Genomic DNA, 14,748 nt, shown 5'->3' with positions numbered 1-14,748 from the left:
CTCACGGCCAGGCGAGCCCGACCGTGGCCTCGCTGGTCTCCCACAGGCGCCGCTGCGCCACCTCGTCCCGGGCGAGAGGCGCCGTGTCGACGACGCGGGGGCGCCCTGTCGCCTGTGCGGGACCGCCGGGGCCGACGTAGGTCCCGCCCGGCAGGTCGGCGGTGGCGGCCATGAGCGTCGGCCACGCACCGGCAGCCGCAGGCTGCGAGACCGCCTTGACGGCGGCGTCGAGGATCGACGCGCGGCGCCCCCGGCTGGTGCCCACCTGGCCGTTGACGACGAGGTGGGTGCCGGCGAGGCCCGGGTGCGCGGCGAGCGCCGTGACGGGCAGCCCCGCCTGCCGCGACCGGCGGTCGAGCTCGAAGGTGAAGAGCAGGTTGGCGAGCTTGGTCTCGCCGTAGACCCGCCACCGCCGGTAGCGCCGCCGCTCCCGCGGGTCGCCCACCGGGGCCGAGCGCGCCACCCGGTGCATCTGGGAGGAGAGGGTCACGACGCGGCCCCGACCGGAGGCCACCAGCTGCTCGAGCAGCAGGCCCGTCAGCAGGAAGGGTCCGAAGTGGTTGGTCGCCATCTGCGACTCGAGGCCGTCCGCCGTCCGGCGGAGGGGAGGGGCCATGATGCCGGCGTTGTTCACCAGCAGGTCGATCGGGCCGAGACCCCTCGCCGCCTCGGCGGCCGACCGCACCGAGGCGAGGTCGGACAGGTCCACCACCAGGGTCTCCAGCGCGGCGCCCGGCACCTCGGCGCGGACCGCCTCGGCTGCCCCGTCGAGCTTCGCCGGCGTCCGTCCCGCGAGGGTGACCCGGGCGCCGTGGCGGGCCAGCTCGAGCGCGGTGTGGAAGCCGAGGCCGCCGCGGGTCGGGCCGGTCACGACCGCGGTCCGCCCGGTGAGGTCTCCGATGTCGGAGGTCGTCCACGCGACGCTCACGGCGTGACGCCCATGGACGCCAGGACCCGCTCGCCGAGCGCGGCGTCACCGTCCACCGCGACGACGCCCGGCTCCACCGGCCGCCGACCACCGGCCAGCACCACGAAGGTCTCCCGGTCCATCGCCAGGGCCACCGCCGGCTCCCCGTCCTCCGCAGTGCCGGGGCGCCCGCGGCCGTCGTCGCCCACCACGACGGTCGCCGGCTCGTGACCGGCCACCTCCACGCGGACGACGCTGCCCGCCGGCGCCTGCGCGCGCTTGGCGACGACGTAGGGCAGGCTCTCCATCAGGTAGTCGGCGCTGTGGACCGCCGGCGCCGAGTCGAGGTTGCCCGGCATCCCGAGCGCGCGGCGGACGTCCTGCTCGTGCATCCACACGTCGAGCGGCCGGTTGCGCAGCAGGAGCCCGGTGGTCCACCCGAGGGCCCCGAAGACGCCGGGCGCCGGCGCCGACGGGTCGGTCGGCGGGTCGGCGAGGAGCCGCGTGTGCCGAGCGGTCGTCGACTCGCGGATCTCGGTGATCAGCGCGTCGGGCGTCATCGTGCGACGGGCGACCACCCCCTGCTCGGTGAACCGGCCCATCACGCCCCGGGCGTGCGGGACCTGCCCGATCTCGACCTCCTCGTGGTCCCGCCCGGCCAGGAGCGCCTCGAGGTGGGCGGTGTGCGCCGCCACCGCGTGCACGTCCCAGCCGGGGAGGTCGGTGGGAGTCCTCCACTGGTCCACCTCGACGTGCTCGAGCACGCGCGTGAACGAGTCCACGGCCTCCCACCACACGGCGACGAGCGCGGCGAGCCGCTCCCTTTCGGTCATGGTGCCGAGCGTAGGGCTCGGAGTCGTCGCCGCGCCGCGCACCCGTACGGGTGGCGCCGACCCGCAGGTACGCCGATCCCCGGCCGGGCGGGCCTACCCTGCTCGGGACGGCCCGGACCCGACCCGGGCCGCACCACCCGACAAAGGAGTCGTCATGGGTATCGGAATCGGCATCCTGCTGCTCGTCATCGGACTCATCCTCCTGTTCGCCATCAAGGAGTTCCCGGCCTCGGTGCAGGAGGTCGTCGACCCGACGACGGTCGGCTGGATCCTCGTCATCGCGGGCGTGCTGTCGCTCGTGCTGGCCCTGGTGATGAACCAGCGGGCGCGGACCACCCACGTGGAGGAGCGGCGGGACATCTGAGCGGGCCGACGGGCTCCCGGCGGCTCACAGCCAGCCGCGCTCCTGCGCGATCCGGGCCGCCTCGCTGCGGGTGGTGGCGCCGGTCTTGCCGATCGCGGCCGACAGGTGGTTGCGCACCGTGCCCTCCGAGAGGTGCACGCGCGCCGCGATCGTCGCTACCGGCGACCCGTCGAGGGCGTGCGTCAGCAGCTCCCGCTCCCGACCGGTGAGCGGGCTGGGGCCGTCGACGAGCGACTCCGCCGCGAGGTCCGGGTCGATGACCCGCAGCCCGGAGTGCACGCGGCGCACGGCGTCGGCCAGCTGGCGGGCGGGGGTGTCCTTGACGACGAAGCCGGACGCCCCCGCCTCGATCGCCCGCCGCACGTAGCCGGGCCGCCCGAACGTGGTGACGACCAGCGAGCGCACCCCGGGCAGCTCCCGCCGGACGGCGGCCGCGGCGTCGATGCCGTTGAGGCCGGGCATCTCGATGTCGAGCAGGCACACCTCGGCGCCGGAGTCCCGCGCGGCGGTGACCACCTCGTCGCCGCGTCCGACCTGCGCGACGACCTCGAGGTCGGACTCCAGGTCGAGCAGGGCGGCCAACGCCCCACGGACGAGTGCCTGGTCGTCGGCCAGCAGGAGCCGGATCACGGGAGGGCCACCTCCACCCGGGTGCCGGGCCCGGCCGCGCTGACGTGGAGGGTGCCGCCCACCCCGGCGACCCGCTCGCGCATCCCGCGCAGGCCGTTGCCCTCGGCGCCGGAGCACCCGGTGCCGTCGTCGGTGACGGTGATGCCGTGCGGGCCGAGCTCGATGACGACCGTGTGCGCCCGCGCGTGGCGCACGACGTTGGTCACCGACTCGCGCAGCACCCACGCCAGCAGCGTGCGGTGGCGCGGGTCGGTGTCGGCGATGCCGCCGACGACGGTCGTGGAGATCCCGGCGTCGGCCAGCACCCGGGGCGCCGCCGCGAGCTCGGCCTCCAGGTTGCCGGCCCGCAGGCCGCCGACGGTCGCGCGCACCTCGGCGAGCGCCTGGCGCGCCGTGGCCTGGATGGACTCCAGCTCGGCCTTGGCGCGCTCGGGGTCGAGGTCGACCAGGCGCGCCGCGAGCTCGGCCTTCACCGAGAGCGCGGTGAGGGAGTGGCCGAGGACGTCGTGCACGTCGCGCGCCACCCGCTCGCGCTCGGCGACGACGGCGTACGAGCGGCGCGCCTCGTGGGCCGCGTGCTCGCGCTCGCCGAAGATGCGCAGCATGACGCCGCCGATCATGATCGGCCAGAGCATGAGGAAGAAGTACGTCGGGAAGCCGTCGATGCCCAGCAGCGACAGCAGGGGGACCGCCGCCCAGAACCCGACGGCCCACTTCCAGGCGGGGGCCGGCAGCTCGAGGGCGGAGAGGATCGCGAGGTACGGGGTGAACGAGATGACCCCGATGCCGATGACGGGCACCGTGGCGAGGGCCAGCAGCAGCATCGCACCCAGGGACAGCCAGGTGCTGTGCCGCTGCGAGTAGCCCAGGACGTTGGCGACAGCGAAGCCGACGATGCACAGCAGCGCGGCCGCCTTGGCCCAGGTCGGGACGGCGGACTCGGCGACGGCCACGATCGGGAAGACCAGGAAGAACAGCCAGACGGACGCGAACGCCCACCCCCACTTCTCCCACGGGTTCGCGGGCAGCGCGGCCCCGGCCGGGTCGGTGGTCACGTGCGCGCCCGGCTCCGGCGTACGCCCCACAGCGCCAGCAGCGCGAAGATCACCGTCCACGCGAGCACGTTAGCGACCGGCAGCCACAGGGGGTCGCGCACGCCCGACGGGAGCCAGCCGTCGGTGAGCGGGAACCGCGCGAGGGCGGCGTACCCGTAGAGCGGCGTCAGCCGGCCGAGGTCGAGCATGAACCCGCTCATGGGCGTGAAGACGTTGCCGAGGAAGGCCATCACGACGATCATCCCGGAGGCGATCCCGGGTGCGTTCGGACCGCGGAGGACCAGGCAGACGGCCAGCCCGTAGACCGCGAAGAGCGCGGACCCCGCCCAGACGACGACGGCCGAGGTGAGCCAGTCCGACCACGCGCCGCGGGCGCCGGTGGCCGCGCCGATCGCGAAGATGAGCGCGACGGGCAGGGCGGCGACGACCATCGCCAGCGCCGCCTTGACCGCGACGAACGCGAGCGGGCGCATGGGCGTCAGGCCGAGCTGGCGCCCCCAGCCCATCACCTGCTCGGTGGCCGCGCTGCCGGCCACGCCGGTGGTCGCGGTGACGGCGCCGTAGCAGGCCATCGAGATCATCACGTACATGGCGACGTTGCCGCTGCCGACCGGGTCCTGCGACCCGAGGCCGAAGACGAGGTACATGAACGTCGGCAGCCCGACGATGAAGAACATCCCGATGCGTTCGCGCAGCTGGCGGCGCAGGTCGAGGCGGGCGTAGCGCAGCATCGCGGGGCGGGGCACCGGTCGTGGGCCGGCGGCCGGCCGCGCGGCGCGGAGGCTGCTGGTCGTCATCGGGTGGCTCCGGCGAGGTGGTCGCGGTGGCCGGGGCGGTCGGGGTGGCCGGCTCCCGAGGTCAGCGCGAGGAACGCCGCCTCCAGGCTGGGGGCGGAGACCTCCACATCGGTGGCGCCGAGCGGCTCGAGCACCCGGCGCACCTGCGCCAGCCAGGCCGGGTCGATGCCGCCGGCCCGCTCCACCTCGGGCGGCGGCCGGAAGGTCACGGTGCGTCCGCCGTACGCCGCTCGCACGTCGGTCGTCGCCGCGTCGTGGACGATGCGCCCGCGGTTCATCAAGACCGTGCGCTCGGCGAACTCGTCGGCCTCGGCAAGGTAGTGGGTGGCGAACACGATCGTGCGGCCGTGGGCGGCGTCCGCGCGCATCGCCTGCCAGAACTCCTGGCGGGCGCCGACGTCCATGCCGGTGGTGGGCTCGTCCAGGATGACGAGGTCCGGGTCGGGCAGCAGCGCGAGGGCGAACTTCAGCCGCTGCTGCTCCCCGCCCGAGCACGCCTCGACGCGGCGGCGGGCGAGGTCGGTGAGCCGGGCACGCTCGAGGACCACCTCGACCCGGTCCGTCCGGCCGTGCAGGGCCGCGATGGCGCGGACCGTCTCCTCGACGGTGAAGTCGTTGAGCAGCCCGCCGGTCTGCATGACCGCGGAGACCAGGCCCCGGCGCACGGCCTCGCCGGGGGAGGTGCCGTAGACCTCCAGGCTGCCGGCGTCGGGCCGGGTGAGCCCGAGCATCATGTCGACCGTCGTCGTCTTGCCGGCCCCGTTGGGGCCGAGGAACGCGACGATCTCGCCCGGCTGGACGACGAGGTCGATGCCGTCGACGGCGACGACGGTGCTCTGGTCGGAGCCGCGGAACTGCTTCCGCAGCCCCGTCGCGCGGATCGCCGGCACGGCGGCTGGGGAGGTCATGCGCCCAGCCTGCCGACGTACGGCCCCCGGTCCCTGACGGAAGTGTCACGACCTCCCCGTGACACCTGTCATCCCCGTCATCCGGCGACACCGGCCCCCGCTCCCGGTAACGCCATCAAAAGTGCACTCCCGCCCCCACTGGTGGGGGCGCGAGTGCCTGGATCGGGGCGTTACCCGGAGGACGGCTGTCAGAAGGCCGACTCGTCGAGGTCCATGAGGTCGAGGTCGGTGCCCTCGGCGATCGCGCGCTCGGCGCTGATCCGCGGCAGGTTCGTCTGCGCGAAGAACTGCGCGGCGGCGACCTTGCCCTCGTAGAACGCCTTGTCCTTCGCCGACACCTCGCCGGCGAGCTTGCCCAGCGCGACGTCGGCCTGGCGCAGCAGCAGCCACCCGCAGACCACGTCGCCGAGCGCCATGAGCAGGCGCGAGGTGTTGAGGCCGACCTTGTAGATGTTGCGCACGTCGTCCTGCGAGCTCATCAGGTCGTTGATCATGTGACCGACGATGGCGTTGGCGTCCTCGAGCGCGGTCGCGAGCAGGGCCCGCTCGTTCTTGAGGCGCCCGTTGCCGCCCTCCGAGGCGATGAACGCCTCGATCTCCTTCGCCAGGTGGCCCAGGGCACGGCCCTGGTCCTTGACGATCTTGCGGAAGAAGAAGTCCTGGCCCTGGATGGCGGTCGTGCCCTCGTAGAGCGTGTCGATCTTGGCGTCGCGGACGTACTGCTCGATCGGGTACTCCTGCAGGAAGCCGGAGCCGCCGAACGTCTGCAGCGACTCGGTGCCCAGCAGCACCCACGAACGCTCGGACCCGTAGCCCTTGACGATCGGGAGCAGCAGGTCGTTGACGGCCGCGGCGAGCCGCGCCTCGTCGGAGTCGGCGGTGCCCGCGTGCTCGGCGAGCATGACCTGGTCCTGCCAGGTGGCGGTGTAGAGCACCAGCGCGCGCATGGCCTCCGCGAAGGACTTCTGCGTCATCAGCGAGCGGCGTACGTCGGGGTGGTGGGTGATCGTCACGCGCGGCGCGGTCTTGTCGGCGGCCTGGGTGAGGTCGGCGCCCTGCACCCGCTCCTTGGCGTAGTCCAGCGCGTTGAGGTAGCCGGTGGACAGCGTGGCGATGGCCTTGGTGCCGACCATCATCCGGGCGTTCTCGATGACCTGGAACATCTGCGCGATGCCGTCGTGGACCTCGCCGAGCAACCAGCCGCGCGCCGGCTCGCCGCCGCCGACCTGCGGGTCGCCGAAGGTGACCTCGCAGGTGTTGGACACCTTGATGCCCATCTTGTGCTCGACGTTGGTGACGTAGACGCCGTTGCGCTCACCGGTCAGCTCGCCGGTCTCGTGGTCGAAGTGGTGCTCGGGCATCCAGAACAGGGACAGGCCCTTGGTCCCCGGACCGCCGGCGCCCTCGACACCCTCGGGGCGCGCGAGCACGAGGTGCATGATGTTCTCGCTCATGTCGTGCGTGGCGCTGGTGATGAAGCGCTTGACGCCGGTGATGCTCCACGAGCCGTCGTCGTTGGCGACGGCCTTCGCGCGGCCGGCGCCGACGTCGGAGCCGGCGTCGGGCTCGGTGAGGACCATGGTGCAGCCCCACTGGCGCTCGACCATGTGCTGGGCGATGCGCTTGTCGCGCTCGTTGCCGTTGCGGTGCACGACGTTGGCGAACGCCGGTCCGGCGGCGTACATCCAGACCGGGGCGTTGGCGCCGAGGACCATCTCGCCGATCGCCCAGATCAGCGACGACGGCGCCGGCGTGCCCCCCATCTCCTCGAGCACCTGCAGGCGCCAGAACTCCGAGTCCATCCACGCCTGGTAGCTGGCCTTGAACGACGGCGGCACCGGGGCGGTGTGCGTGGCGGGGTCGAAGACCGGCGGGTTGCGGTCGCTGTCCTCGTAGGACGACGCGAGGTCCTCGCGGGAGAGGCGCTCGACCTCGCGCAGGATCTCGCGCGCGCTCTCACCGTCGACCTCGCCGAACGGGCCGGTGCCGAGCACGGCGTCCCGGTCGAGCACCTCGAAGAGGTTGAACTCGATGTCGCGGAGGTTGGTCTTGTAGTGGCTCACAGCTTCCACCTGTTCCGTGTGCGGGCGGTCGTAGGGGCGAGGGGCGGTGCGGCTACTCGCCGGTAACAAATCATGCCTCGGCGCGGACGTGCGCGCAACACGGACTCGGGGATGTCGCCGGTGGCGAGGCATCACGGCTTCTCCCGACGAGGGTCCGAGGAAGCGGAAACGAGGTGGCAGGACACGCCGACCATCTCGTCGGTTTTGTCAATCACCCAGAGTATGTCTACTCTTTGACGCGACATACCGCAGTCACATGACTACCCGGCGCGAGCGCCGGAGGAACCCCGGAAGGACCCCCATGCGCAAGCTCATCGTTCTCGGTGTCGTGGGCCTCATCGCCCAGCTCATCGACGGATCCCTGGGCATGGCCTACGGCGTGACGTCCTCGACGCTCCTCCTGGCCGCCGGGGTGGCCCCGGCCGCCGCGTCCGCCGCCGTCCACTTCTCCGAGATCGGCACGTCGCTGGTCTCCGGCGCCTCGCACCACAAGCTCGGCAACGTCGACTGGCGCACCGTGTCGATCCTCGCCGTGCCCGGCTTCGTCGGCGCGTTCCTCGGCGCCACCCTGCTCTCCAACCTCGACGCCGCGGTCGCCAAGCCCGTCGTCGCGGTCATCCTGCTGAGCCTCGGCTTCTACGTCGTCTACCGCTTCCTGCGCCTCGGCGGCGCCCGACCGAGCTTCAAGGGCCACCCGTCGGCCGCGTTCCTCGCCCCGATGGGCCTCGTCGCCGGCACGCTCGACGCCGTGGGTGGCGGCGGCTGGGGTCCTGTCGGCACGACGTCGCTGCTCTCCAGCGGCCGCCTCGAGCCCCGCAAGGTCGTCGGCTCGATCGACACCTCGGAGTTCGTCGTCGCCGTCGGCGGCTCGCTGGGCTTCCTGTTCGGGCTGGGCGCGGCCGGCATCAACTGGGGGTACGCCGGTGCCCTCCTCGCCGGTGGCGTCGTCGCCGCCCCGATCGCCGCGTGGCTGGTCAAGCACCTCGCCGCCCGCGTCCTCGGCACCGCCGCCGGTGGCCTGATCATCCTGACCAACTCCAAGACCCTGCTCGAGGCCGTCGGTGTGCCGGGCATCGGCGTCGCGGTGACCGCTGCAGTCGTCTTCGTGCTGTGGATCTCGGCCATCACGTGGGCCGTCAAGCAGGAGCGCGCCGCCAGGGCGGCCCGCCTCGAGGAGCCCGAGATGGAGCCCGCCACCGCCTGATCGCGCGTCGCACGCCGCCGCCCCGGCCTCTCCTCGGCCGGCGCGGCGGCGCGCAGCCGCCTCGGCCCGTCCCGGGCCGCCGCCCCCCAAGAGCACTGACTCTGCCGACATATCTGACAAACTGGCCATATGCGCGTCTCCGCCAAGGCCGACTACGCCCTCCGGGCACTGATCGAGATCGCGGTGCGCAGCGACGGGGCGGCCGTGAGCGCCGAGCAGCTCGGCAAGGCGCAGGGGATCCCGCACGGCTTCCTCCAGGCCATCCTCGCCGACCTGCGTCGCGCCGACGTCGTGGTGTCGCAGCGTGGCCAGTCGGGCGGCTGGCGCTTCGCCCGCAAGCCCGAGGCCGTGAGCGTGGCCGACGTGATCCGCGCCGTCGACGGCCCCCTCGTCTCGGTCTACGGCCTGCGCCCCGAGGCGGTGGAGTACGACGACTCGGCGAAGGTCCTGCAGCACGTGTGGATCGCAGCGCGCAGCTCGCTGCGAGGGGTCTTCGAGCAGGTCACCATCCAGGACCTCGCCGACGGCACCCTGCCGAGCGGCGTCGCGGCCCTCACCGAGGACGACGACGCCTGGCAGCCGCACTGACGCCCACCGTGCCGTCCGGCCGAGGCCGGCACCGGCGCCGTCCGCGCTCAGGCAGCGAGCCTGCGGTTGACGAGCGTGCGCCGTCGGCCGAGCTTCGCCAGCCGCTTGTCGAGGCGCGCCTCCTCCTCGATCAGCGCGATCCGGGCGACCTGGGCGGCCAGTCTCTCGGCGTCGAGGCGCGAGGGCAGCACGTGCGTGCGCCCCTCCTTCACCAGCGAGGTCCACGCCGCCGGCGGCTCGACCGTGAAGCCGCTGGTCACCACGAGCACGACGGTGAACTCGGCGAGCGCGTCGTGGGCCAGCGCGGCCTGCTCGGGCGTGGCGGTGAAGAGCGCCGGCATGCTGACGAAGCAGTGCGACCTGGTCTTGCGCGCGCGACGGCACACCCGTGCCCAGGCGCCCTCGACCGGCTTGCGCTTGAGTCCGGCCGCCTTGTGGGAGCGGAGGATCTCGATCTCCGCGTGCTCGAAGACCTCGGAGTCGGCCGTCGGGACGGTGACGCCGCCCAGGGCCAGCGCCTCGGTCATCGCCGACACGTCCACCGCGCCGGGGCCGAGGTGGAGCAGGAACAGTCTCTTGGCCATGGCGCCAGCCTGCTGCGGCCGGGCGTCGGGCGCGTGAACCCGGGCTGTCGTCCCGCGGAACTCCGCCGGTCCGCAGGCCGCCGCCGACCGCCGGCTCAGTCGACCTCGACCGCGGCGATCCAGCGGACGAGCGGGCGCAGGGCCGTCCAGTCGGCGCGGACCCGGTCGACCAGGCCGGCGTCGATGGCGTCGGGCTCGAAGCCGTAGGACCGACCGACGAACAGCTGCTTGCGGCGCAGCAGGTGGATGCGCGGATGAGCGGCGTCGTAGCCACGCGGCGACGTCTTGAGCTGCTCACCGCCCACCTCGAAGCCGTCCCTCTCGAGCCGCCTCAGCAGCCGGTCGAGCGCCGTGCCCGTGGTGTCGTCGGCGATGGCTGCGCGGATGGCCGCCAGCGTGGGGCCGTCCGCGTCGTAGAAGCCGGCGCCTACCCGGGTGCCGCGCGCGGAGATCTCGACGTACCACCCGGTGCGTGGCCCCGCCGCGACGAACGCCCCCTGGTGCGTCTTGTACGGCGTCTTGTCCTTCGCGAACCGGACGTCGCGATAGGGACGGAAGACCTTCGCCGGACCGAACTCGGGCTCGAGCTCGGCGGTCAGCGCCTTCATCGGTGCCTCGACGGCGTCCTTGTAGACCTGGCGGTGGGCCTCCCAGAACGACTTGGAGTTGTCCATCTCGAGGTCGTCGTAGAAGTCCAGCGCGGCAACGGGGAATCCGGTGAAGCTCACGCCGCGACGTTAGGGCATGACGCGCGCCCACACGTGCTCGTCGCCCTCGTCGCCGAAGGAGGCGACGGTGAGCACGCCGCCGCCGCAGGTCGGTTCGCCGAGGAAGGCGTTGCCCGTGGAGGAGGACTCGTAGGCGACCTCCAGCGTGTGGTCGGGCGTCCAGCGCATCAGGCGCGCCGGCTCGTCAGCGGACTGGGGATCGCGGACGAAGAAGACGGAGTCGCCGCAGGGCGTCACCGTGCCGGTGGTGCCGGGGCCGAGGTCGACGACCGTGCCGTCGGCGTCGGCGTGGACGACCGCCTCCTCCTGCCGGCGGGGCCGGGGGACCTCCGACCACACCGCGCCGTCGGCCGTGGCGGCGACGTCCCAGGCGAGGCAGCCGCTCGGCCCCTCGACCGGCTGCGGCACACCGGCCTGCAGGAGGTTGACGGTGCGGCAGGCGACCGGTCGCGCGTCGTCGAAGGTCATCAGCCCGACACCGTGCTCGCTCGCGGTGAGGCCCGAGAAGCCTGACCGGCTGGGCGCGCACCAGCCGTCCTCGCCGTTGCTGTCGGCGAGCGCGGCCGTCGCGAGGCAGTACGCCCCGTCGTCGCCGTACGTCGGGTAGTGGAGGTCACCGCCGCTCAGCGCCCACGAGCCGCCGCTCGCGGCGGGCGGCGTGGTGACGTCGCGTCGTTCGCCGGTCGCGAGGTCGACCGCGACCACGAGGCTGGGCGCGGTCTCGGCCCGGTCCTGCCGGACCACCACCGCCCAGTCCTCGCTCATCAGGACCTCGGAGATCCTGCGGCCCCGGCCGGCGGCGACGGTGACGGAGCGGTCGCCGTCGCGCAGCTCCACGCGGCTCCCGCCGGCGTCGACGACCGCCTCCCAGTCCGTGCCCCGGACGTACCTCGTGCCGGCCTCGACGCCGGTGTCTCGCCAGTCGAGCGGCGCGACGGTCGGCTCGGGGGTCGGCCCGGGGGTCTCCGGTCCGTCGGTCGGCGGCTGCGCCGGCTCGCTGGTGGGCGAGGGCCCGTCCGGCTGCAGCTCGGGCCGCTCGTCGCCGTCGGCGCAGGCGGCCAGCGCGAGCAGCAGCGCCAGTGCGACCGCCGTACGCGTCCGCACCTCAGACCCCGACGTTGTGCTGGAAGTGGTCGAGGTTGGCGCGGTAGGACCGGTACGCGTTGCGCCACTGGACGCGACCGATGGCCGGCTCGCTGGGGTCGAACCGCGACTGGTCCCACGGCTCGAAGTAGCCGATCCTGCGGTTCCCGCCCGGGTCCTGGTCGAAGCCGCGGCCGACCTGGAAGTGCCCGCTCGCGTCGTCGTCGAGGTAGGGGTAGTACTGCTTGAGCAGCACCGGGTGCAGCACCACCGGGGCCCGGTAGTCGTGCACGTGGCGCATCATCAGGCGGTACCACTGCTTGAAGGTGAAGTCGCCGATGTCGAGGACGACGTAGGGCCCGGCGTGGGACTCGTCGTCGTAGTCGGTCGTCTCGTTGACCTGTCGGACGATGTCGGTGATGGCGGTCCCGGCGGTGGTGGTGCCGAGGCGGCGCGCCCAGTAGGACTGCGTGCGACGCTCCCCCTGCGCGGACCAGCCGATCGCCTGCATCGTGGCCGGTCCGCACCACCAGGTCCGGCGCTGGGCGCGGGCCACCGTGCTCGTGAGGATCTTCGACCGGGTCGGGTACGACGCGCCGAACCCGCCGCGGGCGTCGAGGCCGGCCGCGGCCTCGGGGTGGCGCTCGGTGAAGCCGTCGGGCAGCGGGACGCCCTGGATCTCGTGGCGGAGCAGCCAGACCTTGTCGACCGAGCGGGCAGCCATCTCGAGCTCGGCGCGCTCGGCCTCGGTGCGCGCGGCAGGCGTCCGCCGCTCGGCACGGGCGAGCAGGCCGCCGGCGTCGAGGTCGCCGGTGCGCTCGAGCTGGCGCGGCGGACGGCTCGCCAGGCGCGCCGCGAGGTCCTCGCGCGACTGGTCGGTCCACCCGAAGCCGAGGCAGTAGCGCTGGCCCTCGAAGACGGCGCACCGCACGGACGACCGCGCGAGCGCCGCTCGCCCCTGTGCGCGGTCGAGCGCGGCACCCTCGGCCAGCACGCGGTCGATCTCCGCCTGCATCGCGGGGGTGAGCCCACCGCGGGCGACCGCGCGCGGCGCGGCGGCGGACGTGGCGGCCGGCGCGATGGCGCCGTGGTCGTCGCGGTCCGGCTCCTGCGGGGCGTCGGGCAGGAGCCGGCCGGTGCCGAGGACCAGCGCCAGCGCGGCGAGGGCGATGGCGGCGGGGTGGCGCCACAGCGGACGCGAGCCGTCCTCGGTGGCGATGCGGTGGGCGACCGAACGGCGCAGCAAACGGGGAGCGGGCATGGGGAAGGAACCTTCGATCCGAGTCAGACGGACGTCCCACTGTCCCCTCTGGTCACAGGAGTATGCAAGTCCCCCATCCGGCGCGCACGGGCGGGCGGCGGGGCGAACCGGCGAGGTGAGGGACGCGCCACCTGGACGGCGGGTGTGCTCGTCGAGGAGCGGCCGCAAGCGGCAGTGGGCAGCAGTCGAGCAGGTGGAGCGGATGACGAGACTCGAACTCGCGACATCGACCTTGGGAAGGTCGCGCTCTACCAACTGAGCTACATCCGCAGTGCCGTCCGGAGACGGCGAGGGCGATGCTACCGGACCGGGCTACCGGAGCCGCGACAGGCTCGGGTGCTTGGGGGAGACCATGTCGCCAGAGGAGCGGCCGGTGACGCGACGGTGCACCCACGGCACGAGGAACTCGCGGGTCCACCGGGCGTTCGCCGCCCAGGCCTGGCGCCGGCCGAGGACCGGCAGCGGCTCGATGGCCACGTCCCCCAGGCCGTGCTCGACGCCGACGGCCTCGAGCACGGCGCGCGCGATGTAGGCGTGGCCGAAAGGGTTGAGGTGCATGCGGTCGGTGTCCATCGCGCCGTCGATCTCGACGTCGCGCATCCGCCACATGTCCACGATCGTGGCGCCGTGCCGGTCGGCGACCTCGCGGACCCACTCGTTGAAGATGGCCATCCGGCCGCGGACCGGACCGTAGATGCCGCCGGCGCCGGGGTCGAACAGCGTGAACATCACGACCCGGGCGCCCGTCGCCGCGAGCCGCGCGACGGCGTCGTCGTACGTCCGCGCGAGCGCATCGAGGTCAACCCGGGGTCGGAGCACGTCGTTGCCGCCGCCGTGGATCGTGACGAGGTCGGGCTCCAGCGCGATGGCCGGCTCGAGCTGCTCGGCGACGATGGCTCCGAGCTTGCGGCCCCGGATGGCGAGGTTCGCGTAGCCGAAGTCGTCGGTCTGGACGGCGAGGACCTCGGCGACCCGGTCGGCCCAGCCGCGCAGGCCGTTGGGGCGCGCGGGGTCGGGGTCGCCGACGCCCTCGGTGAACGAGTCGCCCAGGGCGACGTAGCGGTGGAAGGTCACCGGTCCATTGTGATCAGGGCGCCACGCGACCCGGCACGAGGGCTAAGGTCGGCCGCGTGCTGCTCTCTGATCGCGACATCACCGCTGAGATCGACGCCGGCCGGATCGCCCTCGAGCCGTGGGACCCGCAGATGATGCAGCCCTCGAGCGTCGACGTGCGCCTCGACCGCTTCTTCCGCGTCTTCGAGAACCACCGCTACCCCCACATCGATCCGGCGGCCGACCAGTCCGACCTCACCCGCGAGGTCGAGCCGGTCGGCGACGAGCCGTTCATCCTGCACCCGGGGGAGTTCGTCCTCGGCTCGACGTACGAGGTGGTGTCCCTGCCCGACGACATCGCGGCTCGCGTGGAGGGCAAGTCGTCGCTCGGCCGGCTCGGGCTGCTCACCCATGCGACCGCCGGCTTCGTCGACCCGGGCTTCTCCGGCCACGTCACCCTCGAGCTGGCCAACGTCGCGACGCTGCCCATCAAGCTCTACCCGGGCATGAAGATCGGTCAGTTCTGCTTCTTCCGGCTCACCTCGCCGAGCGAGCACCCCTACGGCTCGGAGAGGTACGGCTCGCGCTACCAGGGCCAGCGCGGGCCGACCCCGAGCAGGTCCTTCCAGGGCTTCCACCGCACGGAGATCTGAGGGCGCGGTCGCCCGAATTACGGCACACCCGCATGAC

16 protein-coding genes and 1 tRNA gene are annotated in these 14,748 nt (G+C 73.3%); 4 read left to right on the top strand and 13 right to left on the bottom strand.

The features are described 5' to 3' along the window. Position 1: 1 nt before the first annotated feature. Positions 2-928 carry an oxidoreductase gene (locus tag J3P32_RS07415; protein WP_210439177.1) on the bottom strand — a complete coding sequence of 309 codons (927 nt, stop codon included), beginning with the start codon at positions 926-928 and terminating at the stop codon, positions 2-4. After that, positions 925-1,740 (bottom strand): maleylpyruvate isomerase family mycothiol-dependent enzyme, encoded by an 816-nt coding sequence (locus tag J3P32_RS07410; RefSeq protein ID WP_210439176.1) that lies wholly within the window; start codon positions 1,738-1,740, stop codon positions 925-927. Before J3P32_RS07410 ends, J3P32_RS07415 begins: the two co-directional genes overlap by 4 nt. Positions 1,741-1,894: 154 nt before the next feature. On the opposite strand from J3P32_RS07410, the gene J3P32_RS07405 reads away from it, so the two are divergent. Then, positions 1,895-2,104, top strand: coding sequence for a DUF6458 family protein (locus tag J3P32_RS07405; protein ID WP_210439175.1), 210 nt, complete (start codon positions 1,895-1,897; stop codon positions 2,102-2,104). A gap of 24 nt (positions 2,105-2,128) precedes the next feature. On the opposite strand, the gene J3P32_RS07400 is transcribed toward J3P32_RS07405, so the two are convergent. The 5 genes from J3P32_RS07400 to J3P32_RS07380 form a co-directional block, all read right to left on the bottom strand. Beyond that, positions 2,129-2,734 carry a response regulator transcription factor gene (locus J3P32_RS07400; protein WP_210439174.1) on the bottom strand — a complete coding sequence of 202 codons (606 nt, stop codon included), beginning with the start codon at positions 2,732-2,734 and terminating at the stop codon, positions 2,129-2,131. Then, a complete protein-coding gene (locus J3P32_RS18430) occupies positions 2,731-3,789 on the bottom strand; it encodes a sensor histidine kinase (protein WP_210439173.1) in 1,059 nt (352 codons plus the stop codon). Before J3P32_RS18430 ends, J3P32_RS07400 begins: the two co-directional genes overlap by 4 nt. After that, the gene (locus J3P32_RS07390) at positions 3,786-4,586 is read right to left on the bottom strand and encodes an ABC transporter permease (protein WP_246849966.1); all 801 of its coding nucleotides are present in this window, start codon (positions 4,584-4,586) and stop codon (positions 3,786-3,788) included. Before J3P32_RS07390 ends, J3P32_RS18430 begins: the two co-directional genes overlap by 4 nt. Further along, positions 4,583-5,494: an ABC transporter ATP-binding protein gene (locus J3P32_RS07385; protein ID WP_210439172.1), complete on the bottom strand. Its 912-nt coding sequence runs from the start codon at positions 5,492-5,494 to the stop codon at positions 4,583-4,585. Before J3P32_RS07385 ends, J3P32_RS07390 begins: the two co-directional genes overlap by 4 nt. 188 nt (positions 5,495-5,682) lie before the next feature. Beyond that, positions 5,683-7,557, bottom strand: a complete 1,875-nt coding sequence (locus J3P32_RS07380; protein WP_210439171.1) for an acyl-CoA dehydrogenase — start codon at positions 7,555-7,557, stop codon at positions 5,683-5,685. Between the two features lie 301 nt (positions 7,558-7,858). Between J3P32_RS07380 and J3P32_RS07375 the strand changes: the two genes are divergently transcribed. Further along, positions 7,859-8,761: a sulfite exporter TauE/SafE family protein gene (locus tag J3P32_RS07375; protein ID WP_210439170.1), complete on the top strand. Its 903-nt coding sequence runs from the start codon at positions 7,859-7,861 to the stop codon at positions 8,759-8,761. A 129-nt stretch (positions 8,762-8,890) separates the two neighbouring features. Then, the gene (locus J3P32_RS07370) at positions 8,891-9,349 is read left to right on the top strand and encodes an RrF2 family transcriptional regulator (RefSeq protein WP_210439169.1); all 459 of its coding nucleotides are present in this window, start codon (positions 8,891-8,893) and stop codon (positions 9,347-9,349) included. Between the two features lie 47 nt (positions 9,350-9,396). On the opposite strand, the gene J3P32_RS07365 is transcribed toward J3P32_RS07370, so the two are convergent. The 6 genes from J3P32_RS07365 to J3P32_RS07340 all read right to left on the bottom strand — a co-directional run bounded on the left by J3P32_RS07365 (position 9,397) and on the right by J3P32_RS07340 (position 14,079). After that, positions 9,397-9,933 carry a hypothetical protein gene (locus J3P32_RS07365; RefSeq protein ID WP_210439168.1) on the bottom strand — a complete coding sequence of 179 codons (537 nt, stop codon included), beginning with the start codon at positions 9,931-9,933 and terminating at the stop codon, positions 9,397-9,399. Positions 9,934-10,028: 95 nt separating this feature from the next. Beyond that, a complete protein-coding gene (locus J3P32_RS07360) occupies positions 10,029-10,661 on the bottom strand; it encodes a DUF2461 domain-containing protein (RefSeq protein WP_210439167.1) in 633 nt (210 codons plus the stop codon). Between the two features lie 9 nt (positions 10,662-10,670). Then, positions 10,671-11,765 carry a hypothetical protein gene (locus tag J3P32_RS07355; protein ID WP_210439166.1) on the bottom strand — a complete coding sequence of 365 codons (1,095 nt, stop codon included), beginning with the start codon at positions 11,763-11,765 and terminating at the stop codon, positions 10,671-10,673. 1 nt (position 11,766) lies between these two features. Then, positions 11,767-13,005: a hypothetical protein gene (locus J3P32_RS07350; protein WP_210439165.1), complete on the bottom strand. Its 1,239-nt coding sequence runs from the start codon at positions 13,003-13,005 to the stop codon at positions 11,767-11,769. Between the two features lie 194 nt (positions 13,006-13,199). Further along, positions 13,200-13,275 (bottom strand) — tRNA-Gly (locus tag J3P32_RS07345). Between the two features lie 42 nt (positions 13,276-13,317). Continuing rightward, entirely contained in the window at positions 13,318-14,079 is a 762-nt protein-coding gene (locus tag J3P32_RS07340; protein WP_210439164.1) for an SGNH/GDSL hydrolase family protein, read from the bottom strand. A 56-nt stretch (positions 14,080-14,135) separates the two neighbouring features. Here J3P32_RS07340 and dcd point away from each other — a divergent pair, with 56 nt between their 5' ends. Further along, the gene (dcd, locus tag J3P32_RS07335) at positions 14,136-14,711 is read left to right on the top strand and encodes a dCTP deaminase (RefSeq protein WP_210439163.1); all 576 of its coding nucleotides are present in this window, start codon (positions 14,136-14,138) and stop codon (positions 14,709-14,711) included. Positions 14,712-14,748: the final 37 nt, after the last annotated feature.

This window comes from Nocardioides xinjiangensis (genome assembly GCF_017916385.1).
Taxonomy (GTDB): domain Bacteria; phylum Actinomycetota; class Actinomycetes; order Propionibacteriales; family Nocardioidaceae; genus Nocardioides; species Nocardioides xinjiangensis.
This window is presented reverse-complemented; position numbering and strand designations above follow the sequence as displayed.